Origin of the sequence: Arthrobacter sp. NPDC057259 (assembly GCF_042668995.1) — a bacterium.
Taxonomy (GTDB): domain Bacteria; phylum Actinomycetota; class Actinomycetes; order Actinomycetales; family Micrococcaceae; genus Arthrobacter.
Genome location: NZ_JBHUYA010000009.1, coordinates 175,199 through 200,445, shown reverse-complemented (window position 1 = coordinate 200,445; position 25,247 = coordinate 175,199). Strand labels below are relative to the sequence as shown.

The following is a 25,247-nucleotide window of genomic DNA, read 5'->3' as shown; positions in this document are numbered from 1 at the left end:
GTCGGGGCCCCGGCCACACACACCTGCTCCACCACCACCACCCCCCACCTGCGCCCCCGCCCCCGGACCCCCCCGCCTCACCGGGGGCCTTCGCCCGGGTCCCGCGCCCGGCGCGTGAACGCGGCGTCTAGCGGCCGTACGGGTTCTGGCCGTACGGGTTGGCGAACGGCTGCTGCTTCTTGAAGTACGGGGCGACGGCGGGCATGTACAGGATGACGATGCCGGCGACGCCGAGGACCACGGCCAGCGTGCCGAGGCTGAGCGGGAACAGGCTCAGCAGCGACAGGGCCGCCAGCACGGTGCCGAGGATGCGGGCCCAGTTCCGGCCCTTCCGGACGTTCAGGGCCACCAGGGCGTACAGGCCGGCGCTGATCACGGCGAAGACGATGATGCTGACCATCACCGCGCCCTTGATGCTGTCGTAGCTGATGTCCGCGCCGCCGGCGGCCATCTGCTGCTCGACCGTGCTACGCATCGCGGGGTTGTCCAGGGTACCGAGCGCCAGGAGCAACGAGATCACCCAGACGACGCCGGAGGCCACCAGCAGCCAGAAGGCGGTGTTGAGCAGCTGCGGCTGGCCCGCGGCTGACTGCTGCGGCTGCTCGGACGGGTACCCGTACGGCGAGGGGCCCTGGGTGTATGCCGGGGGCTGCTGGCCATACTGCGGCTGGCCGTACTGGGAGCCGTTCTGCCCATACTGAGGCGCCTGCTGGCCGTACTGGGGTGCCTGCTGGCCATACTGCGGCGCATTCTGGCCGTACTGCGGCTGCTGCCCGTACTGCGATGCCTGCTGGCCGTACTGGGGAGCGTTCTGGCCGTACTGGGGTGTGCCGGACTCGTGCCCGTCAGGGCTGGAGGGCTCGACTGGCGGGTTGGTCATGGCGGTCCTCTGCATTTGAAGGCGAACTGCCGGGATCAGCGCCTAGACCCTGCCCCCAGCGTGGATAGTCCCACCGTACCCCGACCGCGCGCCGTTGTGGGGGAACGGATGCCGCGCACTTCCCGTGAAATACGGCGGCCTCAGGTCCGGGACTTGCCGGCTTCGAACCAGGCCTCGGCCGCCGGCAGCCACATCAGCACCGTGGCAGCGAGGCAGATGACGAAACTGGGCCAGCTTCCGCCCCCGGCCAACCCGGTACTGACGGCGGCCAGCAGGAGGCTCACGCCGGCGGCGACGGTCAGGGCGTACCGGGCCCACTCCCGGCCCTCCTTCATCTTCATGGCCAGCGTGACCTGGGCCGCCGCGAGGGCGAGGGCGATCAGCACCAGAAGCAGCAGCAGGATGCCGGGACCGGGGGAGACGACGAAGAGGACCAACCCGCCAAAGAGCCCGACGACGCCGGCCAGCAGCCCGAGGAGACCGCCGGCCACCCAAATCCAGTACGAAATCCTCAGTGGAACGGGCATCGGCGGGACCATGAACATTCCCGCGTAACCGCCCACCGGCAGAACCTCACGGAAGTTCCGGGGATGGTCTGCAGGCCACGCGAACCGGTTGGCGCCTGGCTTGGGTGGCTCGGGAAGGTCGCCGGTGGTGCTCATGAATTTCACTGTAGACGGACCCGCTGACGGTTTCGAGCCGCCACCCGGGGGCCGCCCCAATGAGCGAATGCCCCGCACCATCCTAAGAGGTGCGGGGCATTCGAGGGGCCGGCCGCGGTGGCCGGAAGTGCCCGGCGCTGCCGGGGTGTGCAGACTAGGCTGCGGGGGCGATGAAGGCCAGTTCCAGGTTGATGGCGACCTTGTCGCTGACCAGCACGCCGCCGGCTTCGAGCACGGCGTTCCAGGTCAGGCCGAAGTCCTTGCGGCTGATGGTCGTCTCGGCGGTCAGGCCGGCGCGGGTGTTGCCGAAGGGATCGACGGCCACGCCGTTGAGCTCGGTCTCGAGGGTGACGGGGCGGGTGATGCCCTTGATGGTCAGGTCGCCCTGCAGCTCGTAGGCGTCGCCTTTCTCGACAATGCCGTTGGAGACGAAGGAGATCTCCGGGAACTTCTCGACGTCGAAGAAGTCTTCGCCGCGGACGTGGCCGTCGCGGTTGGCGTCGCCGGAGTCGAAGCTGGCGGTCTTGATGGTGGCGTTGACCTTGGAGTCGGCGACGTTCTCGGAGAGGTCGAGAGTGGCGTCGGCTTCCTTGAACTGGCCGCGGACCTTGCTGATGCCCGCGTGGCGGACGGTGAAGCCGATCTCGCTGTGCGAGTTGTCGAGGGTCCAGGTGCCGGCGGTGAGGTTAGCGGGAAGTGCCATGGTGGTTCTCCTTGAGTAAGTGATTCGTTCGGATCGTTGTCTGATCGTCGGTCGCGGCCTCATTGGTTGAAGTCTCAACTAACTGCTTCACCCAGTATAAACATGCATTTGCATCTTTTATTCCACCTGCGGGGAACATTTCGGAAAAAACTTGAGTTCTACTCCTCGTAGAAGATTTCGTCATTGCCCCTGCCCTTTGAGAAACTGGTACACATGCCCCACGCGACTGTTCATCTGCTCCGCCATGGCGAGGTCCATAATCCCGACGGCGTCCTCTACGGCAGGCTCCCGGAATTCCACCTCTCCCAGCTGGGCCGGGAGATGGCGCAGACCGTCGCGGACCACTTCAGCCGCCGCGTCGCCGAGGGCGCCAACATCGTGCACCTGGCGGCGTCGCCGCTGACCCGGGCGCAGGAGACGGCGCAGCCGATCTCGCAGGCGCTGGGCCTGCCGATCGCCACCGAGGGACGCATTATCGAGGCGGCCAATTACTTCGAGGGGATGCAGGTGTCCCGCTCCGAGATCCTCAAGCCCCGGCACTGGCCCATGCTCCGCAACCCGCTCCGCCCCTCCTGGGGAGAGCCATACCAGGAGCAGGCCACCCGCGTCCGCGCCGCCGTCCAGGACGCCCGGCTCAAGGCCATGGAACTCGGCGGTGAGGACGCCCAGGCCATCCTGGTCAGCCACCAGCTGCCCATCTGGGCCACGCGCCTGAGTGCCGAAGGCCGCCGCTTGTGGCACGATCCCCGCAAGCGCGAATGCACCCTGACGTCCGTCACCTCCCTGGTGTTCAACGACGACGGCACGTTGCTGCGCGTGGACTACAGCGAACCTGCCGCCGCCCTGCTTCCGGGCGCGTCGAGCACGCCGGGAGCCTGAGCATGGAGACGACGAACGTCCGCGTCACCCGGCGCGGCCTCCTCGCCGCCGGCGGTGCGGGCCTGGCCGCGGTACTGGGCCTGACCGGCTGCGCCCAGGAAGACGACCTGGCCAAGCAGGCCAAAGCCGGGGACAACAAGAATTACGTTGCCGGCGACGGCTCCGTCACCGAATTCGCAGCCGCGGACCGCAAGAAGCCGGTGGACCTCAAGGGCACCCTCTTCGACGGCACCACCGTCACCGCCGCGCAGTTCCAGGGCAAGGTCACCGTCCTGAACTTCTGGTTCGCCGCCTGCGCCCCCTGCCGGGTGGAGGCACCCTCGCTGGAGGCCCTGCACCAGGAGTTCAAGGACCAGGGCGTGCAGTTCTACGGCGTCAACCTCCGCGACGAGAAGGCGACGGCGGACGCGTTCGACAAGACCTTCAACCTGACCTACCCGAGCTTCAACGACAAGGACGGGGCTGTCCTGCTGGCCGTCTCCGGCCTGGTTCCGCCCGGCGCCGTCCCCACCACCCTGGTCCTCGACAAGCAGGGCCGGGTGGCCTCCCGCGTGCTCGGCGAAATCGAGAAGGGCACCCTGAAGTCCCTCATCGCCGCGGCCGTGGCCGAGTGAGCCGGTAGCTGCCGCCGTGAACAGTCCCTTCGCCGAAGCCATCCTCAACGGATCCCTCCTGCTGGCCATCCCGGTGGCCCTGCTGGCAGGGTTCGTGTCATTTCTGTCCCCCTGCGTGCTGCCGCTGGTGCCCGGCTACCTCGGCTACGTGACCGGGCTGACCGGCGTTGACCTGCAGAAACAGCGGCGGGGAAGGATGCTGGCCGGGATCGGGCTTTTCGTACTGGGCTTCTCGGTCATCTTTGTCCTGCTCGGCGGGGCGTTCGGCCAGCTCGGCACGCTGATCACCGGATCCCAGAACGGCTGGATCACCCAGCTGCTCGGCATCCTGGTGATCATCATGGGCGTGGTCTTCCTGGGCGGATTCTCCTGGCTGCAGCGTGACGCCAAGATCCACGCCAAACCGCCGGCCGGGCTCTGGGGAGCGCCGCTCCTGGGCGTGACCTTCGGCCTCGGCTGGGCGCCGTGCATCGGCCCCACCTACTCCGCCGTCCAGCTCCTGAGCCTCTCCGGCGGCTCCTCCGCCGCCAAGGGCGCCCTGCTGGCCTTCGTCTACAGCCTGGGCCTGGGCATCCCGTTCCTGCTGATCGCCCTGGCCGTGCGCCGCGGCGTCGGCGTCATGTCCTTTTTCCGCAAGCACCGGCTCGCCATCCAGCGCACCGGGGGCGGCATCCTGATAGCCCTGGGGCTGCTGATGGCCACCGGCGTGTGGGGCGCCTGGGTGTCCGGCCTGCAGTACTGGTTCCAAACCGATGTGAAGTTGCCGATCTGATGAGCGAGCGAGTGAACGAACAAACGAAAACCACGCCGGACGGCAAAAGCGGCACCACCACCAAGCCCCGGAAGAAGGCCGTCTCCTCGGCCAAGTCCGAGGCGGTGCTGCCCACGCTGGGCCCGCTGGGCATGCTCCGCTGGGCCTGGACCCAGCTGACCAGCATGCGCACCGCGCTGTTCCTGCTGCTGCTCCTCGCCGTCGCCGCCGTCCCCGGGTCCCTCTTCCCGCAGCGGCCGGCCAACCCCGCGATCGTCACGCAGTACATCAAGGACCACCCCGACTACGGCAAGCTGCTCGACTCGCTGCAGCTCTACGACGTGTACTCCTCGGCCTGGTTCTCCGCGATCTACCTGCTGCTGTTCATCTCGCTGATCGGCTGCGTGGTGCCGCGCGCCATCGTGCACTACAAGGCGATGCGCTCCCAGCCCCCGCGCACCCCGGCCCGGCTGTCCCGGCTGCCCGAATACGGCACCCTGATCATCCCCGCCGACGCCGGGATCCCGGCGTCGCGCGCCATCGAGGACGCCGCGGCGCTGCTGAAGAAGCGCGGCTACCGCGTGGAGGTCAGGGACCGCGACGGCGAACGGCCCTCCGTTGGCGCCGAACGCGGCCTCTTCAAGGAAGTCGGCAACCTGGTCTTCCACACCGCCCTGATCGGCGTGCTGGTTTCCGTCGCGGCCGGCGGCCTCTTCGGCTACAGCGGCCAGCGGATCCTGGTGGAGGGCGATACCTTCGTCAACACCCTGGTGGGCTACGACCAGTTCAGCCCCGGTACCAACTTCCAGTCCAGCCAGCTGCAGCCGTACTCGATCCAGCTGGACAAGTTCCAGATCACCTTCGACCGCGAGTCCAAGGGCAAGTTCGGCCAGCCGATCGACTTCAAGGCCGACGTCACCACCAAGGAAACTCCGGACTCGCCGGCCAAGCAGGAAGTGCTGAAGGTCAACGACCCGCTCAGCCTCGGCGGCACCAGCGTCTACCTCACCGGTAACGGCTACGCCCCCGTGGTCACCGTCCGCGACGGTGCCGGAAACATCGCCATGCAGGGCCCGGTAGTGGCCAAGCTGCAGGGCGACAACTACTACTCCTCAGTGGTCATCAAGGTCCCGGACGCCAAGCCGGACCAGCTCGCGTTCGCCGGGTTCTTCCTGCCCACCGCCTTCATCACCCCCGAGGGCGTCTCCTTCAGTGGGGACCCTGATCTGTTCAACCCGCAATTGACGCTGAACTCCTACTACGGCGACCTGGGCCTGAACGATGGCGCCCCGCAGAACGTCTTCGAGCTCGACGTCAAGAAACTGACCCCGCTGAACGCCCGCAACCTGCCCACCAAGGGCATCGTGCTCACCCCCGGCGCCACGCAGACCCTCCCGGACGGCAAGGGCTCCATCACGTTCGACGGCGTCAAGCGCTACGTCGGCGTCGACATCCACCACAACCCCGGTCAGGCCTCCGCCCTGGCGTTCGCTCTGATCGCAGTCGCCGGCCTGGTGACCTCGCTCTACGTCAACCGGCGCCGGGCCTGGGTCCGGACCGGTACGCACCCGGACGGCCGGACCATGGTCGAATACGGCCTGCTGGCCCGCGGCGAGGACCACCGCCTGGCCGGCGAAGCTGCCGCGATCCGCGCCATGCTCGCCGTCGCCTGGCCGCTGGACGAGGAACCTGACTCCGCGAAGGGTCCCGGCGACGGGGCCCCGGCCTCCCAGCCCGCTCCCAGCACCATGGCGGATAATGGCCGGGCGGAGACCGTGCTGCCCGGCGCCGAGGGCGAACAAGCCCCGGAGGACGCCGCCGCAGACGCCACCCAGCCCACACCCGGCTCTACCGAGTCAAAGAAGGATCAGTAATGTTCCCCATCAACGAAACCATGGGCCAGTACAGCGAGCTCTTCATGCTCCTGGCGGCCGGTACATACACGGTCGCGTTCATCGCCTTCGCCTGGGACCTGGCCAAGAGCAGCAAGATGCTCCGTGCCGTGGACCAGAAGGCGGCCGAGCTGTCCGCCTCAGAGCGCTCAACCGCCGAGCCCGCGCGCGTCCCGGTGGGCGCCGGGGTCGGTGCCGCCGGTGGCAGCTCTGACGCCCCCCGACTGACCGGTCCCGCCGACCGGGCGGAGCGGCCCACCTCCTCCGCCGCCGACGGTGCCGGTCTGACCGCCGACGGCGGCATGCGCTACGGCTCCGAGCGCCGGGTGCCCGCTCGCGTCGCCGTCGCCCTCGCCGTCCTGGGTGCGGCCATCCACGCCGCCGGCGTCATCACCCGAGGCTTCGGCGCCGGCCGAGTGCCGTGGGGCAACATGTACGAATTCCTCACCACCGGTGCGTTCGTGGCCGTGGCAGTGTTCCTGCTGGTGCTGATCCGCCGCGACCTGCGCTTCCTGGGTACCTTCGTGATCGGCCTGGCCATCATCATGCTGGTGGCCGCGTCCGTCGCCTTCTGGACCCCCGTCGGCCACCTGGTGCCGGCGCTGCAGAGCTACTGGCTGCTGATCCACGTGTCCATCGCGGTGCTGTCCTCGGCGCTGTTCACCCTGACCTTCGCGATGTCCGCCCTGCAACTGGTGCAGTCGCACCGGCAGAAGACCGTGGCGGCCGGCGGCAAGGACAAGCTGGGCTTCATGCGGCTGGTCCCGAACGCCCTGAGCCTGGAAAACCTCTCCTACCGGATCAACGCCATCGCCTTCGTGGGCTGGACCTTCACCCTCATGTTCGGCGCGATCTGGGCCGAGAAGGCCTGGGGCCGGTTCTGGGGCTGGGACACCAAGGAAGTCTGGACCTTCGTGATCTGGGTGGTCTACGCCGGATACCTGCACGCCCGCGCCACCCGCGGCTGGACCGGTACCCGCGCGGCCTGGCTCTCGATCGTTGGCTACCTGTGCGTGGTCTTCAACTTCACCATCGTGAACCAGTTCTTCAACGGCCTGCACTCCTACTCGGGGCTGTAAGGCCGGAGGCCCACTTTGGGGCGCTGGTGCTCTGCTCCTCGGGGGGTACGGCGTCCATCCGCGGTCCAGCAGGGCCGCCCGCACGCGGGTGACCGCCGTCGGCTCCAGCCCCGGAGCGAACGGGGTCAGGTCCCACTGGGTCAGCACCACCACCCGCCAGCCGGCGTCCCGGGCCCGCTCGTCCCGGAAGATATCGCTGCGGCATTGGCGGGGTCCGGCATGGTGTCCGCCGTCGTACTGGACCGCCACCTTCTCCCGTTCGTAAGACATGTCAGGGTCTTGGATCCAGCCGCCCGTCTCGTCCAGCATCGGGACGTTGATTCCGGGCTCCGGCAGCCCATAGCTGAGCAACAGGAGCCGGAGCTCCGTTTCCTTGGGGGAGTCCGTGCCTTGCCGCATCAGTGCCCTCGCCCGGGTGGCTTTCCGGTAGCCGGCCTTCCCGGCCCGCGTCTGAAGGTAGGCGTCCACGGCCTGCAGGGTGGACAGCGGGTTGCGGCGCCTAAGCAGAAAGTCTCCGGCGATCACCAGGTCGTCGGGGCTCAGGCTGCCGGCGAGGTCGAACCCGGTCCGCAGCGGTGAGGTGCAGCGGACGTGCGCGCCCGTGACAATTTCGTCCGACGCCAGGAGTTGCTGATGGCCTACGACGCTCCTGCGCCGCACTGCCCGATGCCCGGGCTGACTTGTCAGATAGACGACGGCGGTGTCGGCGGACGCCAACGGCAACGGGAACCCCCACAGGAGTGCCGCCGAAAGATGGCTCACGACGGCGTCGGTGACCGTGGCCAAGGCGCGTGCCCGGCTGAGGAGCGTGTCCGGTTCGGTGATGTCCGCCCGGACGCCGTGACAGGGGCTGACAGGATCCCGCGCCCGGGTCCGGCCCCGGGACACCGCCGCCGCCCGGGCCTCCGCCGTGCTAAAGGGCCGGTGCAGAAGCTGGGGCGGGAGCGTGCTGGGTGGGCGCATGGAGGTCATTCTGCGCCGGTTGGAGCCGGGCAGGTGGGTTGTCCACAGGGGACCCGGGGTGTGGGGGAGGGGTGGTGCGCGTCGGACCGGCCGAAGGGACCCGTAGCAGGACCGGCGGATCCGGGGCCGAGATGCTAGGCCGGAGACGTTCCTGGCGGCGCCGGTTTGCCAGAGATGGCTGTTCGGAGGCTGCTTGAGCGACCGTTTGTGGCAAGTGGGGCCGCGGTCGATGGCCCTGGCGGACCTCAGCAACGTCGCGTGTGGAATCCAACGGGCGGTTCAGCGGGGAGGGGCTACTTGACCTCGTCGGTGCCCGGGGCGGGGTCGCCGGTGCCGTGGGCTTCGCCGGACCCGGAGTCGCCGCGCAGGTCCCGTTCCCGGGCCTCGAGGTCGTCCTTGATTTTCTTCAGCCGGTCCGCCTCCGCCTGGTTGCGCCGGCGCAGCTCGAGGTTGCGGAGGAATTCGGGGTCGTCGTCCGGGGCAGTGGGGTGGCGGTAGGTCGCGGGGGCCGGTCCTGCGTTGCCGCGGGGACGCCCGATCAGGAACCAGAGCACGGCACCGAGTACCGGAAGGACGATCTGCACCGCGATCCAGGCGGGCTTGGAGATACCCTTCACGTCGCGGGCGTCCGTGCGGATCAGGTCGATCAGTCCGTAGACAAAGACCACCAAAACAATGATTGGTACCACCACGCGGAGCATACTTTCAGTCTAGCCGCCGCCCGGCCTTTCGGCGGCGGGGCCAGGGCACGGAGCAATAACACTCTGCCGTGGACCTCCAGTGGAACAACCGGCCGCGGACCGACGGGTCCCGGACGGCTAAACTGGGACCGTGGCTTTCCTGAAATACTCCCTGATCCGCCTGGTGCTGTTCGCGCCGCTCTTTGCGCTCTTCGTCTACCTGCAGCTGGGCTGGCTGCTGGCCGCGCTCTGCGCCGGGATGATGGCGTTCGCGATCAGCTTCCTGTTCTTCCAGAAGCAGCGCGACCAGGCCACCGCGTCGCTGCACAACCGGTTCTCCGGCAAGGCCAAGCCGCTGCGCACCGCGGGCGAGGTTGACGACGCCGAGGCCGAGGACCGCCTGGTCGAGGCCCACCCGGACGTCACGGTCCGCACCGAGCGCCGCAAGGACGCCGACGAGTCCTAACCCCCCGGAGCAGGCCCGCAATCCTCGTGAGCGGACAGGTGGCCCCGAGCCCGCCTGGCGCCGCCTAGAAACCGTGGCTGAGGACCAGTCCGATGGAGAACAGCGCCGCATAGCCGAGGTTGATCAGGCCAGTCTGTTTCAGGACCGGTATCAGGCTCTTGCGGCGCCGGCCGGCGATCATCAGCCAGGACGGCATCAGGCTGGCCGGGATCAGCAGCAGCACGATCAGCATCCACGGCTTCGCCGGCGCCAGCACAATCACCAGCAGGATGGCGACGGCCAGCATCAGCACGTAGCTTTCCCGGGCGTGCTTGTCGCCCAAACGCACGGCGAGGGTCTTCTTGCCCGCCACCGTGTCCGTGGGGATGTCCCGGACGTTGTTGGCCATCAGCAGCGCGCAGGCGATCAAGCCGGTGCCGATCGCGCCGATGACCGCCGCGAGGCTGACCTGACCGGCCTGCGTGTACGTGGTGCCGAGGGTGGCCACCAGGCCGAAGAAGACGAAGACGAACAGGTCGCCGAGGCCCAGGTACCCGTAGGGATTCTTGCCGCCGGTGTAGCCCCACGCGGCCAGGACGCAGCCCACGCCCACCAGGATCAGCCACCACGCCTGCGTGATGATGACCAGCACCAGCCCGAACAGCATGGCCAGTCCGAAGGCCCCGAAGGCCGCCCGCTTCACCAGCGACGGTTCCGCGGCGCCGGACCCCACCAGCCGGAGCGGGCCCACCCGGTCCTCGTCGGTGCCGCGAATGCCATCGGAGTAGTCGTTCGCGAAGTTCACGCCGATCTGCAGGAACAGCGCCACCAGGGCCGCCAGCACGGCGTTGACCGGACGGAACGCGTCCATCTCGTAGGCGGCGGCCGACCCGATCAGCACCGGCGCGATCGCGGCGGGGAGGGTGCGGGGACGGGCGCCCTGGATCCATTGTGCGGCTGTGGCCACGTTTAGTACCTCGTTGCTTGGGGGGTGGCGGCCTGCTGGGAACAGGCCTGGTGGAAGCTTCTACTATTTTCCCTGATGCAGGGCGTCCAGCCGAACGGCCATGCCCAGCCGGTCCGGTTTCCCGTTGGGGAGCATCAGCAAGTCCTCGGCAAGGTGGATGGTCTTGGGTGCCAGCGCGCCGGTCAGCGGACCCGCCGTTCCGGAGCCCAGAAGGGCGCGGAAGTCCGCCGCGGCGTCCTCGGATCCGTCGGTCAGGACCACGTACGCGGCCAGCGCCTGCCCCCATTCGGCGGAGGGCACACCGGTCACGAACGCGGCGCGCACGCCGTCGAGCCGTTCGAGCTCTGCCTGCACGTGCGCGGCCGAAACCTTGACGCCGCCGGTGATGACGACGTCGTCCGCGCGACCCTGCACCGTGAGGGTCCCGTCGGGGGCGAGGGTGCCGAGGTCGTTGGTGCGGTACCAGCGAAGGCCGTCGCTTTCGACAAAGGCCGCCGCCGTCAGGTCGGGCTCTCCCAGGTATCCGGCAGCCACCGTGGCGCCGCCGAGCAGGATCCGCCCGTCGGCGTCGACCGCCACCTCGACGCCCTCCAGCGGGACGCCGTTGTACACGCAACCGCCGCTGGTTTCGGCCGAGCCGTAGGTGGTGACGACGCGGACGCCGGCTTCCCGGGCCGCGGCCAGCAGCTCCGCCGAGGCCGGGGCGCCGCCGAGCAGGACGGCGTTGAACCGGCGCAGCGCGGCCAGCGTTTCGGCCGACGGGTCATCGAGCAACCGCTGCAGCTGGGTGGGCACCAGGGAGGTGTAGCGGAGGGTGTCGGTCAGTTCCCCGGCGGCCGCGGTGAAGGCCTCGGGGGTGAATCCGCCGGAGAGGTCCATGGCCCAGGGCCGGGTCCCGGCGAACAGCGAGCGGACCAGCACCTGCACTCCGGCCACGAACTGCACCGGCAGGGCCAGCAGCCACTGGCCCTCGCCGCGGAGCGCGATCGCCGTCGCCATGGATGAGGCGGCGAGTGCGTCGACGGTCAGGACCGTGGCCTTGGGGGTGCCGGTGGAGCCGGAGGTGCGGACCACGACGGCGGCGCCCTCTACTCCGGGGACGCCCACCGGGCTGGCCACGGGTGAGCCGTCCGGGCCGGCCGAGAGCTCGACGGCGGGGCCCTCCCCGCCGAGGGCGGCGGCGAGGGCGGTCAGGACCTGGTCCAGGTTTGGCGGGGCGGCTGTCACGGCGGGCCTAGAAGTAGTAGGGGAACTGGGACCAGTCCGGGTCCCGCTTTTCCAGAAAGGCTTCCTTGCCCTCCACGGCCTCGTCGGTCATGTACGCCAGGCGGGTGGCCTCGCCGGCGAACACCTGCTGGCCGGCCAGGCCGTCGTCGGCGAGGTTGAAGGCGAACTTGAGCATCCGGATGGCCTGCGGGGACTGCCGGGCGATGTCCGCCGCGTACTCCAGCGCCACCTCCTCGAGCCGCTCATGGTCCACGGCCTCGTTCACGGCCCCCATCCGGACCATGTCCTCGGCGGAATATTCGCGGGCCAGGAAGAAGATCTCGCGGGCGGCTTTCTGCCCGATCTGGCGGGCCAGCAGCGCCGAACCGTAGCCGGCGTCGAAGCTGCCCACGGTGGCGTCGGTCTGCTTGAATTTGCCGTGCTGGCGGGAGGCGATGGTGAGGTCGGAGACGACGTGCAGCGAGTGCCCGCCGCCGGCCGCCCAGCCGTTGACGACGGCGATGACCACCTTGGGCATGGTCCGCATCAGCCGCTGGACCTCCAGGATGTGCAGCCGGCCGGAGCGCGCCGGGTCGATGCTCTCCTGGGTCTCGCCGTCGGCATAGCGGTACCCGTCCCTGCCGCGGATCCGCTGGTCACCGCCGGAGCAGAACGAGTGGCCGCCGTCCTTGGGGGAGGGGCCGTTGCCGGTCAGGAGCACCGTGGCCACGTCCGGGGTCATCCGGGCGTGGTCCATCACGCGGTAGAGCTCGTCGACGGTGCCGGGCCGGAAGGCGTTGCGCACCTCAGGCCGGTTGAACGCGATCCGCACCGTGGGCAGGTCCCGGACCACGGTGCCGTCCGCGGTGCGCTCGACCTGCCGGTGGTAGGTCATGTCCTGCAGGTCGAACCCGGACACGTTGCGCCACCGGGAGGGGTCGAAGACGTCGGATACCTTGGCGGGGATTTCGTTGCTCACACACCGAGTCTAGTAATCGGCTCAGCTGATGCAGAACTCGTTCCCCTCGGGGTCCGCCATCGTGTACCAGGAATGCGGTCCCTCGTTGGCGGTCCAGAGGTAGGTGGCGCCGCGGGCCTCGAGGGCGGCGCGGACCTCGTCCTTGTCGCCGCCGGCCAGGTTCACGTCCCAGTGCACCCGGTTCTTGACGGTCTTGGGCTCGGGGGCGGTCTGGAACAGGATTCTCCGAGTGGCCGGCCTGCTGGCCAGGTCCTCGGGAGGCCGGATGGCGGCGCCGGTCCGCCAGACCAGTTTCCCGCCGTGCCGGAGGGTGTCCGCCTCGGTCGCGAAGCCCTGCTCGATCATGGACCGGATGAAGTCCTCGTCCTGCGGCTCCACGGCCCAGTCCAGGGTCTCGGCCCACCAGTCGGCGAGGGCGTGCGGGTCGGTGCAGTCGACGGCGATCTGGATGTTCAGTGTCATGGCAGAAACCTACGACGGCGGCCCGCGGGGCGCCAGAGGCTGGTGCCGGCAACCAGTTGGCTACTGCAGCCGGTCCAGGACGTCCGGCGGGATCGCGTAGATGAAGATGACGGCCAGCAGGTTCTTGGCGGCGTGCACGAAGTAGGAGAACATCAGGTTCCGCCCCGTCCAGACGTATACGAACACCAGGACGGCACCCATCGCGATGTACGGCATCAGCACCGGCAGCGTCAGCGCCTCCTGGCCCACGATGTGCAGCCCCGCGAAGAGCACCACGGAGAGCGCACTGCAGACCCAGATGTTGAGCTTGCGGCTGAGTTTGCCGATCAGCAGGTGCCGGAAGATGTACTCCTCCACGAAGGGGCCCACAACCACCAGCAGGGGCACCATCAGCCAGGCCGGCACCTGCTGCATCAGTGCCTGCAGCCCGGCCTGGTTGGCGGAGGTCTGCGGCGGGCCGGTCAGCGCCACCAGGACGGCGGTCAGGATCATCGCGGCCACAACGGACGCCGGCACCATCAGCAGGGTGAACCAGGGGCGGGTGGCCAGGACCTGCAGGTCCCGCCGGACTACGCGGCGTGCCGCGGTCAGCGCCAGCGCGCCGATCACGCCGTAGAAGACCAGGTTGATCGCGTACGACGCGGCGGCGGGGTTGGGGGAGAGTTGCAGCACCACCGGCGTCAACAGATCCGCGGCGGTGGCGAAGAACGCGGCAACCGCCACATAGATGCCGGCGGCGGTGAAATCCAGCCGGGAAAACACGTAGAAATCCGGTCGCGGTGCCGGGATGCGGCGGAGATCGGTGCCCATGGAAACAGACTATCCGGCGTCGGCCCGGTGTTGCCCGCGTCACGGCAGGCCCGGCCCAGCTAGTACTATAGACGAGCCGCGCGACGCCGAGCCGCAGCCGGCTCCGGTACCACCGGCTGCCCCGTTCGCCGGGCGCCCCTGCTGCCGAACGCCCGGAAAACGCCGCCCTGTCCCGGCCAGATCCCCAACCGCAAGGAACAGCTGTGCCTCAAAGTACGTCCACAGACAAGCAAACCGCGGCCGCCCCCACCGCCGTCGACTCCTCCCTCAGCGCCGAGGGTTACAAGAAGTCCCTCAGCGGCCGCCAGGTCACCATGATCGCCATGGGCGGCGCCATCGGCGTCGGCCTCTTCATGGGAGCCGGCGGGCGCCTCGCCTCCACCGGCCCCGCCCTGGTTTTCTCCTACGCCATCGCCGGCGTCATCGCCTACCTGCTGATGCGGGCCCTCGGCGAGCTCATCATGTACCGCCAGACCTCCGGCTCCTTCGTCAGCTACGCGGGCGAGATGTTCGGCCGCAAGGGCGCATACCTCTCCGGCTGGATGTACTTCATCAACTGGGCCATGACCGGCATCGCCGAGCTGATCGCGATCGGCCTCTACTTCCAGTTCTTCTTCCCCAACGTCCCGGTCGAACTGACCGCGGTGGCCGCGCTGCTGCTGCTGGTGGGCGTCAACCTGCTCAGTGTGAAGGCGTTTGGCGAATTCGAATTCTGGGCCTCCGTCCTGAAGGTCGGGGCCATCGTGATCTTCCTGGCCGTGGGCACCTTCATGGTGGTCACCAATGCCAAGGTGGGCGAGGGCCACGCCTCCGTCACCAACCTCTTCGCCGGCGACGGCGGCATGTTCCCCAAGGGCGCCCTGGTGATGATCCTGGTGCTCAACGCCGTGATCTTCGCCTACAACGCCATCGAACTGGTCGGCATCACCGCCGGCGAGATGGAGGACCCGGCCAAGGAGGTCCCCAAGGCCATCCGCGCCGTTGTCATCCGCATCGTGGTCTTCTACGTCGGCTCAGTGACCCTGCTGGCCATGCTGCTGCCCTCGGACCAGTACAAGGCCGGCACCTCGCCGTTCGTCACCGTCTTCGGCCAGATGGGCCTGCCCTGGATGGGCGACGTGATGAACATGATCGTCATCACCGCTGCGCTCTCGTCCTGCAACTCGGGCCTGTACTCGATCGGCCGGATCTTCCGCACCATGGCCAACAACGGCCACGCCCCGCAGTGGCTGACCCGGATGTCCAAGAGCCACGTGCCCTACGCCGCCATCCTGGCGATCGGCGCGGTCTACCTGGTCGGCATCCTGCTGAACATCTGGCTGGGCGGCTCGCACGCCTTCGATCTGGCCCTGAACACGGCCTCGATCGGCGTCATCTTCACCTGGGGCTCGATCTTCGCCAGCCAGATCGCGCTGCGCAGGATCAAGGGCAACGACGCCTCCTCGCTGCCCATGCCGGGCTCCCCGTGGACCAGCTGGGCCGGCCTGGTGGCGCTGCTGGCCATCACCGTGCTGATCGGCTTCGACACGATGACCAGCAAGACCGGCGAGGTCTTCCAGCTGGGCCTCTGGACGCTGGCCACCATCCCGTTCTTCGCGGTGGTGCTGTGGCTGGGCTGGCAGAAGGTCAAGCACAACGCCCCCAAGAGCGAGCTCTACAGCTAGTTCCTCCTGTTCGGACACGTTCGGTTCGCTGTACAGGGTTCAGCCACCCACGGACGACGGCGGTCACCCGCGCTGCGGCGCGGGTGACCGCCGTCGGCTTTTAAGTCGCCGTCCAGTCCGGTATCGGGCGCGCCCCGTTAGCCCCTCAGGTGCCGGGCGAAGTGGTCCTCGATGCGCCGCCAGGCCTCCGGCGCCGACGTCGGGTCCGGGCCCACGCCCATCACGCGCAGAAGCGGGCGCAGCGGCCGCGGGCCGGCCTCGACGTCATTGAGGAAGGCATGCCCCGCCGTCGGGAACTCCTTCACGTCGTGACTGACGTTGAGCCGCTCCAGCACATCGGCGAGCTTCTCCGCGGCCCCCGGCAGTCCCCGGTCCCGGCCGCCGTAGTTGGCCATGATCGGACACGCCCCGGCCAGCTCCCGTTCCGGGTTGGAGGGCAGCTTGCCGTAGTTCACCGCGGCCGCGTCGAAGCCGTCGTTGGCCAGCAACAGGGCAAAGCCGCCGCCCATGCAGAAGCCGATGACCCCCACCTTCCCGTTGGTCCGGCCCGAGTCGAGCAGCCACCGCCGCGCCGCCTCAAGGTCGGCGAACGCCTTGCCGTGGCCCGAGGCCAGGGAGCGCATGGTGGAGACCAGGCAGCGGCGCGCGCCCCCGTCGCTGAAGAGGTCGACGGCCAGGGTGAGGTAGCCGGCGGCGGCCATCCGGTCCGCGTGGCGGACCGTGATGTCGTCCAGCCCGAAGACCTCGTGGATCATCAGCACCGCCGGGAAGGGGCCCTCCCCGTCCGGGGTGGCCAGGTAGCCCCGAAGCGTCCGGGACCCGTCCGGCCCGGCCGGGCCGAGGTCGACGTTGTGCAGGTCGGTGCTGCCGGCGGTGGGGCGGTTGGCGGTGCTGGCCACGGGGGCTCCTCGGTTCGTCGGGCGGGATGGTGGAGTCGCTGGGTGAGGGGTGAAAAAACGACGCCGGGCACGCCCCCAAAGGAGCGCCCGGCGTCGTCGGCCATCGCGGCGGGGCGGCTAGTCGCGCCGGACCGCATCCTTGACGTTCTCGCCAACCTTCCTGGCATCGGAGACCACCTGGTCCTTCTGGCCTTCGGCCTTCAGACGGTCGTTGCCGGTGGCGGTCCCGGCAGCCTCCTTGGCCTTGCCACCAAGGTGCTGCGCCTCGTGCTGAATCTTGTCGCCGAGACCCATGGGGAACCGCCTTTTTCTCCGGTTGGCTGCTTCGGTCCCAGCATAAGCAAAGCATGCTTACTAGTTCAAGTCTTTTCCGGTCGGCGCTAGGCTCGACGTCATGAAACCCGGCAAGCCCCGAATCACCGCCCCGCGCCTCCCGGACCTCCGGCTGGATGATCTCCAGGAGGACGCGGACCCCGACTTCCGCCGCGGGGAACGCTACGAGGGCCGCTCCTACCGGCAGGCCATCGCCGACGGGCTGGACCTCGCCGGCACGGACTTCGTCGAGTGCTCGTTCGCCGGGATTTCCTTCCACGAGACGCAGCTGCGCGGCGCCGGGTTCCGGGACTGCATCCTGTCCGACCCGAACGCCCCCGTGCTTACCGCCGCCCGGGCGGGGCTGACGGAGGTGGAGATCCGCAATCCGCGCTGGGGTTCCGCCGAACTCTACGAGGGGCGCTGGCAGTCGGTGCGGATCGACGGCGGAAAGCTCGACTACGTCAACCTCCGCGGCGCCACCCTGGTGGACGTGCTGATCAGCGACTGCATCATCGGGGAGCTGGACCTCGGCGCGGCTACGGCCACCCGGATGGTCCTGAAGGACTGCACCATCGGCGCCTTGGACTTCACCGGCGCCCGGCTCAAGGACGTGGACCTGCGCGGGAGCGCCTTCCGAGCGGTCAGCGGCCTGGGCAGCGTGTCCGGGCTGGTGGTTGACGAGCGCCAGTTGGACCTGCTCGCCCCGCTGCTTGCCGCGCATCTGGGGATCGCTGTCGCCTGAGCCGTTGGGGATATGCCCGAACGTCATGCAGGCGTCCCCGGTTGACCCTCTTGACCCGCCGTGTAATCTTTATAGAACGAACGGTCGGTAATTTATTCTACTGCCGGCCCCCTCTCTGGTGAAGGATGTTCTCATGGTCGAGGCTTTTCTCGTTGGCGGTGCCCGCACCGCGGTTGGCCGGTACGGGGGAGCCCTGTCCGCGGTCCGTCCCGACGACCTGGCGGCGCTGGTGGTCCGTGAGGCCGTCGCCCGCGCCGGCGTCGACCCGGACGCGGTGGAGGAGGTCATCCTCGGCAACGCCAACGGGGCCGGTGAGGAAAACCGCAACGTCGCCCGGATGGCCACGCTGCTGGCCGGCCTGCCGCTGCACATCCCCGGAATCACCGTCAACCGGCTCTGCGCCTCCGGCTTGAGCGCCATCATCATGGCCAGCCACATGATCAAGGCCGGCGCCGCGGACATCGTGATCGCCGGCGGCGTCGAATCCATGAGCCGCGCGCCCTGGGTGCAGGAGAAGCCGCAGACAGCCTTCGCCAAGCCCGGCCAGATCTTCGACACCTCCATTGGCTGGCGCTTCACCAACCCGCTGTTCCAGAAGGGTGAGCTCTCCCGCGACGGGAAGATGACCTACTCCATGCCGGAAACCGCGGAGGAGGTGGCCCGGGTCGACGGGATCACCCGCGACGACGCCGACGCGTTCGCCGTCCGGTCGCACGAACGGGCACTCGCCGCGATCGCAGCGGGCCGGTTCGCTGAGGAAATCGTTCCCGTCACCGTCAAGACCCGCAAGGGCGAGACCGTGGTGGACACCGACGAGGGCCCCCGCCCCGGCACCACCGCCGAGGTGCTTGCCGGGCTGCGCCCCGTCGTCACGGATGGCTCGGTGGTCACCGCCGGCAACTCCTCCACCCTCAACGACGGCGCCTCCGCGATCATCGTCGCCTCCGAGGCCGCCATCCGGAAGCTAGGCCTGACCCCGCGCGCCCGCATCATCGCCGGCGCCTCCGCAGGCTGCGAGCCCGAGATCATGGGCATCGGCCCGGTCCCCGCCACCCGCAAGGCCCTGGCCAGCGCAGGGCTCGGCGTCGGCGACCTCGGCGCCGTCGAACTCAACGAAGCCTTCGCCACCCAGTCGCTGGCCAGCATGCGCCGGCTGGACCTGGACCCGGAAATCGTGAACCGCGACGGCGGTGCGATCTCCCTGGGCCACCCGCTGGGCTCCTCCGGATCGCGGATCGCCATCACCCTGCTGGGCCGGATGGAGCGCGAAAACGCCAAGGTGGGCCTCGCCACCATGTGCGTGGGCGTGGGCCAGGGCACCGCGATGCTCCTGGAGCGCGTCTAATGGCCGCCGGCGGCCTGGACACCACGGGCTTCGCCACGCTCCTGGTCGAGGAGCGCGCCGACCGGCTGGTGGTGCTGCTCAACCGGCCCGAGGTCCGCAACGCGATCGACCAGCAGATGGTCGACGAGCTTCACCGGGTCTGCGCCTACCTGGAACAGACCCCCAAGGTGCTGATCATCGCCGGGACCAACGGCGTATTCGCCTCCGGCGCGGACATCGCACAGCTGCGCGAACGCCGCCGCGACGACGCGCTGCAGGGCATCAACTCGACGATCTTCGTCCGGATCGCCAAGCTGCCCATGCCGGTCATTGCGGCCCTCGACGGCTTCTGCCTCGGCGGCGGCGCGGAGCTGGCCTACGCCGCCGACTTCCGCATCGGCACCCCAGGGGTCCGGATCGGCAACCCCGAAACCGGCCTGGGCATCCTGGCCGCGGCCGGGGCCAGCTGGAGGCTCAAGGAACTCGTCGGCGAGCCCGTGGCGAAGGAAATCCTGCTGGCCGGGACCGTCCTGCGCGCCGACCGGGCCCTCGCCGTCGGCCTCATCACCGAAGTCCACGACGCGGACCGGCTCATGGATGCCGCCCACGATCTCGCGGACCGGATCGGCCGGCAGGACCCGCTGGCGGTGCGGATCACCAAATCCGTCTTCCACGCCCCCGCCGAGGCGCACCCGCTGATCGACCAGCTGGCCCAGGGCATCCTCTTCGAATCCCAGGCCAAGTTCGACCGGATGCAGGCGTTCCTGGACAGGAAAAACACCAAAACGACTTCCACACCTCAAGACCAGCACGACGGGACGAAGTAACCATGAGCAATTCCGCACAGTCCGCCCCCACCGCCGACGGCGTTCTTCCCCAGTTCGTCGGGGTGCTCGGCGGCGGCCGCATGGGCGCCGGCATCGCCCACGCCTTCCTGATCAAGGGCGCGGACGTGCTGGTGGTCGAACGCGACGAGCAGTCGGCCGAGGCCGCCCGCGAACGGGTGGAGTCAGCCGCCGCCAAGAGCATCGAGCGCGGAGCCGTCGACGGCAACCTCGACGAGATGGTCTCCCGGCTCACCGTCTCCGTGGACTACGACGACTTCAAGGAGCGACAACTGGTGGTCGAGGCCGTTCCCGAGGACTGGGACCTCAAGGTCGCCTCACTGCGCGGCATCGAGGAGCGCCTGGCCGACGACGCATACCTCGCCTCCAACACCTCCTCGCTCTCCGTAAACGGGCTGGCGCGCGAACTGGACCGGCCGCAGAACTTCCTGGGCCTGCACTTCTTCAACCCGGTGCCGGCGTCCACCCTGATCGAGGTGGTCCTGGGCGAGCAGACCTCGGACGCGGCGGCCGCCGCGGCCCGCGGCTGGGTCGAGGCACTCGGCAAGACCGCCGTCGTCGTCAACGACGCCCCCGGCTTCGCGTCCTCCCGGCTGGGGGTCGCGATCGCGCTGGAAGCGATGCGCATGGTCGAGGAGGGCGTCGCGTCCGCAGAGGACATCGACAACGCCATGGTCCTGGGCTACAAACACCCCACCGGCCCGCTCCGGACCACGGACATCGTGGGCCTGGACGTCCGCCTGGGCATCGCCGAGTACCTCGCCTCGACCCTGGGCGACCGCTTCGCACCGCCGCAAATCCTGCGCGACAAGGTGGCCCGGGGCGAGCTCGGCCGGAAGACCGGCAAGGGATTCTTCGACTGGGACAGCTGAACCGGCGTCAGGGAGCCGGCCCGCCCTCTTGAGCCGCGGCGCCTAGCCGGAGTGCGTGGCCAGTGAATCCAGCGTCCGCTTCATCCCGTCCATGGCCGGGTCCGCGAGCTTCTGGAACATGGGCCGGGCGATCGGCTCGGCCAGCTTCATCCAGCCCTTGAGCTGGAATTCCGCGGTGTAGTTGACCTCGCTGCCGGAGCCCGCGGGCCGGACCTCGATGGTGTCCACCGAGATGACGCTCTTGTTCTCGCCGCGGAGCACGATCTCGGAACCGGAGAGCTTGACCACCTCGTAGGTCAGGCTCTGGCGCTTGCCGCGGAACTCCGCCTCCGCGTGGTAGCGGTGGCCCACCGCGACCGGGCCGTCGGTGAGCTTCCTGACCACCGGCGTGCCGGGGTCCCACTCGGGCGTGTGCTCGAAGGCGGAGAGGTAGGCGAAGGCCTTGCCGGCCTCCAGCGGGGTGCGGACCGTGCCGGTGACTGTGATCATGGGCCCAGCCTACCCACGGCGTCCAGCCCCCCCGGATGGGAATGCTCAGGGTCCGCCGCTGCCGCGGCCCTAGGATGGTGCCGTGAACCCCTTCCAGCCGCTCACCCTGACCGGCCGCTACGTTGCCCTCGAACCCCTGGACCACAGCCACCACGACGGGCTGGTGGACGCGGTCCGGGACGGGGAGCTATGGAAGCTCTGGTACACCGCCGTCCCCGCCCCGGAGGCCATGAGCGCCGAGATCGACCGGCGGCTGACGCTGCAGGCGGCCGGCTCCATGCTGCCGTTCACCACCCGGCTGCTTGACCCCGCCACCGGCGAACCCGGCCGGATCATCGGGATGACCACCTACATGAACATCGACGCCGCCGTGCCCCGGGTGGAGATCGGCTCCACCTGGAACGCCGCGTCCGCGCACGGCACCGGCAGCAACCCCGACTCCAAGCTGCTGCTGCTCCGGCACGCCTTCGAGACCCTGGGCTGCCCGGCCGTCGAATTCCGCACGCACTGGCTCAACCACCAGTCCCGCGAAGCGATCGCCCGGCTCGGCGCCAAACAGGACGGGGTGCTGCGGAGCCACACCAGGAGCGCCGACGGCGCCCTGCGGGACACCGTGGTGTTCTCGATCCTGGAACACGAATGGCCCATGGTCCGGAACAACCTCGAATACCGCCTCGCCAGGCAACGGACCGAAAAGGAACCTGCCCGATGAGCAGGAACGGAGCCGTGGGCGGAGCGGTCACCTGGGACGGGGCGGTGAACGCCTGGCACGTCGGCGGCGCGGTCTACCGGATGGGCCGGCGCGAGTGGCTCACCGAGGCCGGCTGGCGGCAGGCGTACGACGCCGGGATCCGCACCGTCATCGACCTGCGCAACCCGGAGGAGATCCGCCGCCGCGAGACTGATCCGCGGGTGCCGGAGGCGGCGCTGGCGCCGTTCGACGTCGTCCATGCCCCCACCGAGGACCCCGCCAACGAAGAATTCCGGGCCCTCTGCGTGCCCTACTTGAACGACCCCGCGTCCTACCCGGACAACGCCCGGCTCTTCCCGGATCGGATGGCCCGCGTGTTCCTGGCCATCGCGGCCGCGCCCGCCGGCGTCGTGCTGCACTGCTCCGCCGGCCGGGACCGCAGCGGCATGATCGCCGCGATGCTCCAGGACCTCGCCGGGGCGGGGGAGGACGCCATCGCCCTGGCCTACGAACGGGCCATGCGCGGCATCAACGAACACCACCGCGTCTCCCCGGTCAAGCACCCGCACGAGCGCTACCTGACCGAGGCCGAACTGGCGCCGCTGCTGACCACCCGGCAGGCCAGCCTCCTGGGATTCCTGCGCAACCTCAGGACTTCCACATTTTTGGGCCACAATGGCGTAACGGAAGGGGAGCTGGCGGCCATTCGGGCCAAACTCGGACGCTAAAGTGACCGGGTGAAGATAGCAAAAAGCGTTCCTGCGCTGCGGATGACGGCCGCCGTGGCCGTCGCGCTCGCCGGAGCGTCCCTGGCCGTTCCCGCGCTCGCCGAAACGGGCTCCGTCCAGCCGACACCCGCCGCCACCTCCAGCCCCTCCGCCTCTTCCGGGGCAACGGCCGCGCCGACGACGTCGCCCGCGCCGGGCTCGCCCGCGACTGCCTCTCCCACAACGACGGCTACCGCCACGACGGCCCCGGCCCCCGGCATCAGCGAGGACGGCCTCGCCGAGGCGACCCTCCGCGACCTCGGCATGACCCTCGAGCAGTTCAACGCCGCCGGCGAGCTCGCCCGCCGCGCCGCCGACGCACTGCCCTCCCTGTCCGGACTGCCCGGCTACGTCGGCATCAGCATCAGCAACGGCAGGATCATCGTCGACGGACAGGGCGCCGAGCTGCAGGCCCGGGTGGATACCCTCAACGCGGCCGGCCCCACGGCCGTGTTCACGCTCGCAGCCCCGGCCGCGCCGGCCCCGGCACCGAGCGCCGCCGACCTCATCGCGGCCAGCACTGACCAGCTCTTCGCCGCCTACGTCCGCGACGTCGGTCCCGCAGGACTGCAGGCCGTGGCCTACGCCGGCGGCCACTTCGTCATCCGGACCGGCGGCGTGACCGCCGCCGAGGAAACCCCCGCCGCCCCCGCCACCCCCGCCCCGGCTCCCGCGGCGACGGCGACGCCCGCTCCCACCGTGGGAGCGACGAACGTCCCGGCGGGCACCAGCCCGGCCCTGACCACGGCCGCCCCCGGCAAGATCTCTCCGGCCGCGTTCGTGGCCCGCTACAAAAACGTCCAGCTGGAAAAATCCGCCCCGATCACCACCGAGGCAAGCACTGACTACTTCGGCGGCCAGGGCTACGTCACGGATGTGAGCATCATCTGCTCCGCCGGGTTCGGCGCCTATGATCCGACCGGGCTCCCGCTGATCCTGACCGCCGGCCACTGCGCCGAAGACGGCATCAGCAAGGCCACCACGGTGGAACCGGCCACGGCCTCGACCGCGGGCGGAGCGACCATTCCGCTCCCGGCCACCCGCGACCCGCTGGGTACGTTCGGCTTCAGCCAGTTCGGCGGCCCCGGTAACACCGCCATCACCGGCACCCGGGACACCCCGGGCAACATCGGCACGGACATCGCCGTCATCCAGGGCCTCGCCGCCGGCGTCACGCCCCGGCCCGCCGCCACCACTTGGGACAACGTGTCCAACCCGGCGCCGTCGTCGGTCAGGATCATCGGCACCCTCGCCCCCGTCCAGGGCCAGGCGGTCTGCCACTCGGGCCGGACCAGCGGCTGGAAGTGCGGCACCGTCGACACCGTGGGCATCATGCTCATCCCGGGACGGGCCAGCGTGGCTCCCAACGACGACAACGATCTGCGCGCCGTCCGTGCGTTCGATTCGACCACGGTGAAGTCCGCCGGCGGCGACTCGGGCGGGCCCTGGATCAGCGGCAACTTCGCCGTCGGCACGCACACCGGGGCCGAGACCCAGAACGGGACCCAGCTGCGCGCCATCGCCGCCACCCTAAAGGACGCCCTGGCCACGGTTCCCAACGTCCAGCTGCAACTCTTCCTCAACGCACCGCAACTCGACGGGACCGCCAGCGGCGCCACCCTCCAGCCGGGCACCACGATCCACGGCCGTGTCGCGGCCGCCCCCGCGTCCGCCGTCGCTTCCGGCTCCTCGGTCCGCCTGACTCGCGACGGCGGCGCCCCCACTGATGTACCCGTGCAGTCCGACGGCACCTGGTCCTTTACCCTGCCGGCGACCGAGGGGAAATACGCCTACACCGCGGCCACCGTCAACGGCTTCAGCCACTCTGAGACCACCGCATTTGCGCTCACGGCCTCGGTACTGACCGCCCCCGCCATCACCACCCCCGCTGCGGTCCCCACCGCCTCGGCACCCGCCCTGATCGAGGGCACCGGGACGCCGGGCAACACCGTCGTGGTGACCGGTGCCGTCACCGGCTCGGCCACGGTCGCCGCCGACGGCCGCTGGAGCGTCCCGTTCGGGGGCGGCCCGCTGTATGGCAAGCTCGCGGTCTCGGCGGTGCAGACCTCCCCGGGCCACGAGGACGGTCCCGCGGCCACCGCGGTATACCTGGTCCAACCACCGGTCCCCGCCTTGGCACTGTCCCTCGACGGAGCCACGTTCCGGCAGGACGCGCTGCCCAAGACCATCTCCGGCACCGGGGTGGAGGGGGCCTCGGTCAGCGTGAGCATCGACGGCGTCCCGCTGGACGCCGGCCAGGGCGGCGGCCCCGGCGTCGGCGGCAAGGCCGTCGCAGGGTCGCTGGCCTTGGCGGTCCTCGCCACCGGCGGGCACTGGTCCGTGCCGTTCCCCGCGGGACTGGCCGCGGGACAGCACACCCTGACCGTGTCGCAGTCCCTGGACGGCATCGCCTCCGCGCCGCTGTCCTCCACGTTCTCGATCAGCGCACCGGTGGCGGCCGCCGCCGCCGCGGCCGTGTCCCCGGACCGTTCTGCCGGGACTCCCGTCCTCGCCAGCACCGGAGCCGGCGGACTGGTGCCCGCGGCCGGAGCCGCCGCGGCCGCGGTCCTGCTGGGCGCCGGCATGCTGGCCCTGGGCCGCCGCCGAAAGCCGGCAGCGCAGGGATCTGCCCGCTAAATCGGACGGCCAAAGCGCCCCGGCACATCG

Annotated in this window: 26 protein-coding genes; 14 read left to right on the top strand and 12 right to left on the bottom strand. The window is 69.7% G+C overall.

Annotated elements, in window-relative coordinates:
* Positions 1-127: 127 nt before the first annotated feature.
* The 3 genes from ACFUCU_RS15210 to ACFUCU_RS15200 all read right to left on the bottom strand — a co-directional run bounded on the left by ACFUCU_RS15210 (position 128) and on the right by ACFUCU_RS15200 (position 2,245).
* Entirely contained in the window at positions 128-880 is a 753-nt protein-coding gene (locus tag ACFUCU_RS15210; protein WP_377973312.1) for a hypothetical protein, read from the bottom strand.
* Positions 881-1,020: 140 nt separating this feature from the next.
* On the bottom strand, positions 1,021-1,542 hold the full coding sequence (locus tag ACFUCU_RS15205; RefSeq protein ID WP_377973311.1) for a hypothetical protein: 522 nt from the start codon (positions 1,540-1,542) through the stop codon (positions 1,021-1,023).
* A 154-nt stretch (positions 1,543-1,696) separates the two neighbouring features.
* Positions 1,697-2,245: a YceI family protein gene (locus ACFUCU_RS15200; protein ID WP_290256118.1), complete on the bottom strand. Its 549-nt coding sequence runs from the start codon at positions 2,243-2,245 to the stop codon at positions 1,697-1,699.
* Between the two features lie 213 nt (positions 2,246-2,458).
* Here ACFUCU_RS15200 and ACFUCU_RS15195 point away from each other — a divergent pair, with 213 nt between their 5' ends.
* Genes ACFUCU_RS15195 through ccsB form a run of 5 tightly spaced genes read left to right on the top strand, consistent with a single transcriptional unit; the run spans position 2,459 to position 7,460 of the window.
* Positions 2,459-3,124, top strand: a complete 666-nt coding sequence (locus tag ACFUCU_RS15195; RefSeq protein ID WP_377973310.1) for a histidine phosphatase family protein — start codon at positions 2,459-2,461, stop codon at positions 3,122-3,124.
* A 2-nt stretch (positions 3,125-3,126) separates the two neighbouring features.
* On the top strand, positions 3,127-3,738 hold the full coding sequence (locus tag ACFUCU_RS15190; protein WP_377973309.1) for a TlpA family protein disulfide reductase: 612 nt from the start codon (positions 3,127-3,129) through the stop codon (positions 3,736-3,738).
* Between the two features lie 16 nt (positions 3,739-3,754).
* A complete protein-coding gene (locus ACFUCU_RS15185; protein ID WP_290256115.1) occupies positions 3,755-4,510 on the top strand; it encodes a cytochrome c biogenesis CcdA family protein in 756 nt (251 codons plus the stop codon).
* Positions 4,510-6,363 (top strand): cytochrome c biogenesis protein ResB, encoded by a 1,854-nt coding sequence (locus ACFUCU_RS15180; RefSeq protein WP_377973308.1) that lies wholly within the window; start codon positions 4,510-4,512, stop codon positions 6,361-6,363. The genes ACFUCU_RS15185 and ACFUCU_RS15180 overlap by 1 nt, the downstream gene beginning before the upstream one ends.
* Entirely contained in the window at positions 6,363-7,460 is a 1,098-nt protein-coding gene (gene ccsB / locus ACFUCU_RS15175) for a c-type cytochrome biogenesis protein CcsB (RefSeq protein ID WP_377973307.1), read from the top strand. The genes ACFUCU_RS15180 and ccsB overlap by 1 nt, the downstream gene beginning before the upstream one ends.
* Positions 7,461-8,716: 1,256 nt before the next feature.
* Here ccsB and ACFUCU_RS15170 read toward each other — a convergent pair.
* Positions 8,717-9,124 carry a PLD nuclease N-terminal domain-containing protein gene (locus tag ACFUCU_RS15170; protein WP_377973306.1) on the bottom strand — a complete coding sequence of 136 codons (408 nt, stop codon included), beginning with the start codon at positions 9,122-9,124 and terminating at the stop codon, positions 8,717-8,719.
* A 130-nt stretch (positions 9,125-9,254) separates the two neighbouring features.
* On the opposite strand from ACFUCU_RS15170, the gene ACFUCU_RS15165 reads away from it, so the two are divergent.
* Positions 9,255-9,569 (top strand): DUF4229 domain-containing protein, encoded by a 315-nt coding sequence (locus ACFUCU_RS15165; protein WP_377973305.1) that lies wholly within the window; start codon positions 9,255-9,257, stop codon positions 9,567-9,569.
* A gap of 64 nt (positions 9,570-9,633) precedes the next feature.
* Here ACFUCU_RS15165 and ACFUCU_RS15160 read toward each other — a convergent pair whose 3' ends face one another.
* The 5 genes from ACFUCU_RS15160 to ACFUCU_RS15140 all read right to left on the bottom strand — a co-directional run bounded on the left by ACFUCU_RS15160 (position 9,634) and on the right by ACFUCU_RS15140 (position 13,972).
* Complete coding sequence (locus ACFUCU_RS15160; protein WP_377973304.1) at positions 9,634-10,515, bottom strand: 1,4-dihydroxy-2-naphthoate polyprenyltransferase; 882 nt, start codon at positions 10,513-10,515, stop codon at positions 9,634-9,636.
* 63 nt (positions 10,516-10,578) lie between these two features.
* Positions 10,579-11,742: an AMP-binding protein gene (locus tag ACFUCU_RS15155; protein ID WP_377973303.1), complete on the bottom strand. Its 1,164-nt coding sequence runs from the start codon at positions 11,740-11,742 to the stop codon at positions 10,579-10,581.
* A gap of 7 nt (positions 11,743-11,749) precedes the next feature.
* On the bottom strand, positions 11,750-12,700 hold the full coding sequence (locus ACFUCU_RS15150) for a 1,4-dihydroxy-2-naphthoyl-CoA synthase (protein ID WP_377973302.1): 951 nt from the start codon (positions 12,698-12,700) through the stop codon (positions 11,750-11,752).
* Between the two features lie 21 nt (positions 12,701-12,721).
* The gene (locus tag ACFUCU_RS15145; protein WP_290256106.1) at positions 12,722-13,162 is read right to left on the bottom strand and encodes a VOC family protein; all 441 of its coding nucleotides are present in this window, start codon (positions 13,160-13,162) and stop codon (positions 12,722-12,724) included.
* 60 nt (positions 13,163-13,222) lie between these two features.
* Positions 13,223-13,972, bottom strand: coding sequence for a CPBP family intramembrane glutamic endopeptidase (locus tag ACFUCU_RS15140; RefSeq protein ID WP_377973301.1), 750 nt, complete (start codon positions 13,970-13,972; stop codon positions 13,223-13,225).
* A 203-nt stretch (positions 13,973-14,175) separates the two neighbouring features.
* On the opposite strand from ACFUCU_RS15140, the gene ACFUCU_RS15135 reads away from it, so the two are divergent.
* A complete protein-coding gene (locus ACFUCU_RS15135; protein WP_290256104.1) occupies positions 14,176-15,636 on the top strand; it encodes an amino acid permease in 1,461 nt (486 codons plus the stop codon).
* 137 nt (positions 15,637-15,773) lie between these two features.
* On the opposite strand, the gene ACFUCU_RS15130 is transcribed toward ACFUCU_RS15135, so the two are convergent.
* Both ACFUCU_RS15130 and ACFUCU_RS15125 read right to left on the bottom strand, forming a co-directional pair.
* On the bottom strand, positions 15,774-16,493 hold the full coding sequence (locus ACFUCU_RS15130; RefSeq protein ID WP_377973317.1) for a dienelactone hydrolase family protein: 720 nt from the start codon (positions 16,491-16,493) through the stop codon (positions 15,774-15,776).
* A 159-nt stretch (positions 16,494-16,652) separates the two neighbouring features.
* Positions 16,653-16,829 carry a CsbD family protein gene (locus ACFUCU_RS15125; RefSeq protein ID WP_377973300.1) on the bottom strand — a complete coding sequence of 59 codons (177 nt, stop codon included), beginning with the start codon at positions 16,827-16,829 and terminating at the stop codon, positions 16,653-16,655.
* 100 nt (positions 16,830-16,929) lie between these two features.
* Between ACFUCU_RS15125 and ACFUCU_RS15120 the strand changes: the two genes are divergently transcribed.
* From ACFUCU_RS15120 to ACFUCU_RS15105, 4 genes are all read left to right on the top strand, one after another.
* Positions 16,930-17,592 (top strand): pentapeptide repeat-containing protein, encoded by a 663-nt coding sequence (locus ACFUCU_RS15120; RefSeq protein WP_377973299.1) that lies wholly within the window; start codon positions 16,930-16,932, stop codon positions 17,590-17,592.
* A 133-nt stretch (positions 17,593-17,725) separates the two neighbouring features.
* Positions 17,726-18,937: a thiolase family protein gene (locus ACFUCU_RS15115; RefSeq protein ID WP_377973298.1), complete on the top strand. Its 1,212-nt coding sequence runs from the start codon at positions 17,726-17,728 to the stop codon at positions 18,935-18,937.
* Complete coding sequence (locus ACFUCU_RS15110; protein ID WP_377973297.1) at positions 18,937-19,743, top strand: enoyl-CoA hydratase/isomerase family protein; 807 nt, start codon at positions 18,937-18,939, stop codon at positions 19,741-19,743. The genes ACFUCU_RS15115 and ACFUCU_RS15110 overlap by 1 nt, the downstream gene beginning before the upstream one ends.
* 2 nt (positions 19,744-19,745) lie before the next feature.
* Positions 19,746-20,633: a 3-hydroxyacyl-CoA dehydrogenase family protein gene (locus tag ACFUCU_RS15105; RefSeq protein WP_377973296.1), complete on the top strand. Its 888-nt coding sequence runs from the start codon at positions 19,746-19,748 to the stop codon at positions 20,631-20,633.
* 42 nt (positions 20,634-20,675) lie between these two features.
* On the opposite strand, the gene ACFUCU_RS15100 is transcribed toward ACFUCU_RS15105, so the two are convergent.
* The gene (locus ACFUCU_RS15100) at positions 20,676-21,122 is read right to left on the bottom strand and encodes an SRPBCC family protein (protein WP_377973295.1); all 447 of its coding nucleotides are present in this window, start codon (positions 21,120-21,122) and stop codon (positions 20,676-20,678) included.
* 82 nt (positions 21,123-21,204) lie between these two features.
* On the opposite strand from ACFUCU_RS15100, the gene ACFUCU_RS15095 reads away from it, so the two are divergent.
* The 3 genes from ACFUCU_RS15095 to ACFUCU_RS15085 are packed head-to-tail and all read left to right on the top strand — an operon-like array spanning position 21,205 to position 25,217.
* A complete protein-coding gene (locus ACFUCU_RS15095; protein ID WP_377973294.1) occupies positions 21,205-21,834 on the top strand; it encodes a GNAT family N-acetyltransferase in 630 nt (209 codons plus the stop codon).
* Positions 21,831-22,541: a tyrosine-protein phosphatase gene (locus ACFUCU_RS15090; RefSeq protein ID WP_377973293.1), complete on the top strand. Its 711-nt coding sequence runs from the start codon at positions 21,831-21,833 to the stop codon at positions 22,539-22,541. Before ACFUCU_RS15095 ends, ACFUCU_RS15090 begins: the two co-directional genes overlap by 4 nt.
* A gap of 9 nt (positions 22,542-22,550) precedes the next feature.
* Positions 22,551-25,217 (top strand): S1 family peptidase, encoded by a 2,667-nt coding sequence (locus tag ACFUCU_RS15085; RefSeq protein WP_377973292.1) that lies wholly within the window; start codon positions 22,551-22,553, stop codon positions 25,215-25,217.
* Positions 25,218-25,247: the final 30 nt, after the last annotated feature.

What these genes read in the sequence shown, in the direction of transcription:
- ACFUCU_RS15210 (WP_377973312.1), bottom strand. Translation starts at nt 880, where the DNA reads ATGACCAACCCGCCAGTCGAGCCCTCCAGCCCTGACGGGCACGAGTCC.
- ACFUCU_RS15205 (WP_377973311.1), bottom strand. Translation starts at nt 1,542, where the DNA reads ATGAGCACCACCGGCGACCTTCCCGAGCCACCCAAGCCAGGCGCCAAC.
- ACFUCU_RS15200 (WP_290256118.1), bottom strand. Translation starts at nt 2,245, where the DNA reads ATGGCACTTCCCGCTAACCTCACCGCCGGCACCTGGACCCTCGACAAC.
- ACFUCU_RS15195 (WP_377973310.1), top strand. Translation starts at nt 2,459, where the DNA reads ATGCCCCACGCGACTGTTCATCTGCTCCGCCATGGCGAGGTCCATAAT.
- ACFUCU_RS15190 (WP_377973309.1), top strand. Translation starts at nt 3,127, where the DNA reads ATGGAGACGACGAACGTCCGCGTCACCCGGCGCGGCCTCCTCGCCGCC.
- ACFUCU_RS15180 (WP_377973308.1), top strand. Translation starts at nt 4,510, where the DNA reads ATGAGCGAGCGAGTGAACGAACAAACGAAAACCACGCCGGACGGCAAA.
- ccsB (WP_377973307.1), top strand. Translation starts at nt 6,363, where the DNA reads ATGTTCCCCATCAACGAAACCATGGGCCAGTACAGCGAGCTCTTCATG.
- ACFUCU_RS15170 (WP_377973306.1), bottom strand. Translation starts at nt 9,124, where the DNA reads ATGCTCCGCGTGGTGGTACCAATCATTGTTTTGGTGGTCTTTGTCTAC.
- ACFUCU_RS15145 (WP_290256106.1), bottom strand. Translation starts at nt 13,162, where the DNA reads ATGACACTGAACATCCAGATCGCCGTCGACTGCACCGACCCGCACGCC.
- ACFUCU_RS15140 (WP_377973301.1), bottom strand. Translation starts at nt 13,972, where the DNA reads ATGGGCACCGATCTCCGCCGCATCCCGGCACCGCGACCGGATTTCTAC.
- ACFUCU_RS15125 (WP_377973300.1), bottom strand. Translation starts at nt 16,829, where the DNA reads ATGGGTCTCGGCGACAAGATTCAGCACGAGGCGCAGCACCTTGGTGGC.
- ACFUCU_RS15120 (WP_377973299.1), top strand. Translation starts at nt 16,930, where the DNA reads ATGAAACCCGGCAAGCCCCGAATCACCGCCCCGCGCCTCCCGGACCTC.
- ACFUCU_RS15115 (WP_377973298.1), top strand. Translation starts at nt 17,726, where the DNA reads ATGGTCGAGGCTTTTCTCGTTGGCGGTGCCCGCACCGCGGTTGGCCGG.
- ACFUCU_RS15110 (WP_377973297.1), top strand. Translation starts at nt 18,937, where the DNA reads ATGGCCGCCGGCGGCCTGGACACCACGGGCTTCGCCACGCTCCTGGTC.
- ACFUCU_RS15105 (WP_377973296.1), top strand. Translation starts at nt 19,746, where the DNA reads ATGAGCAATTCCGCACAGTCCGCCCCCACCGCCGACGGCGTTCTTCCC.
- ACFUCU_RS15100 (WP_377973295.1), bottom strand. Translation starts at nt 21,122, where the DNA reads ATGATCACAGTCACCGGCACGGTCCGCACCCCGCTGGAGGCCGGCAAG.
- ACFUCU_RS15090 (WP_377973293.1), top strand. Translation starts at nt 21,831, where the DNA reads ATGAGCAGGAACGGAGCCGTGGGCGGAGCGGTCACCTGGGACGGGGCG.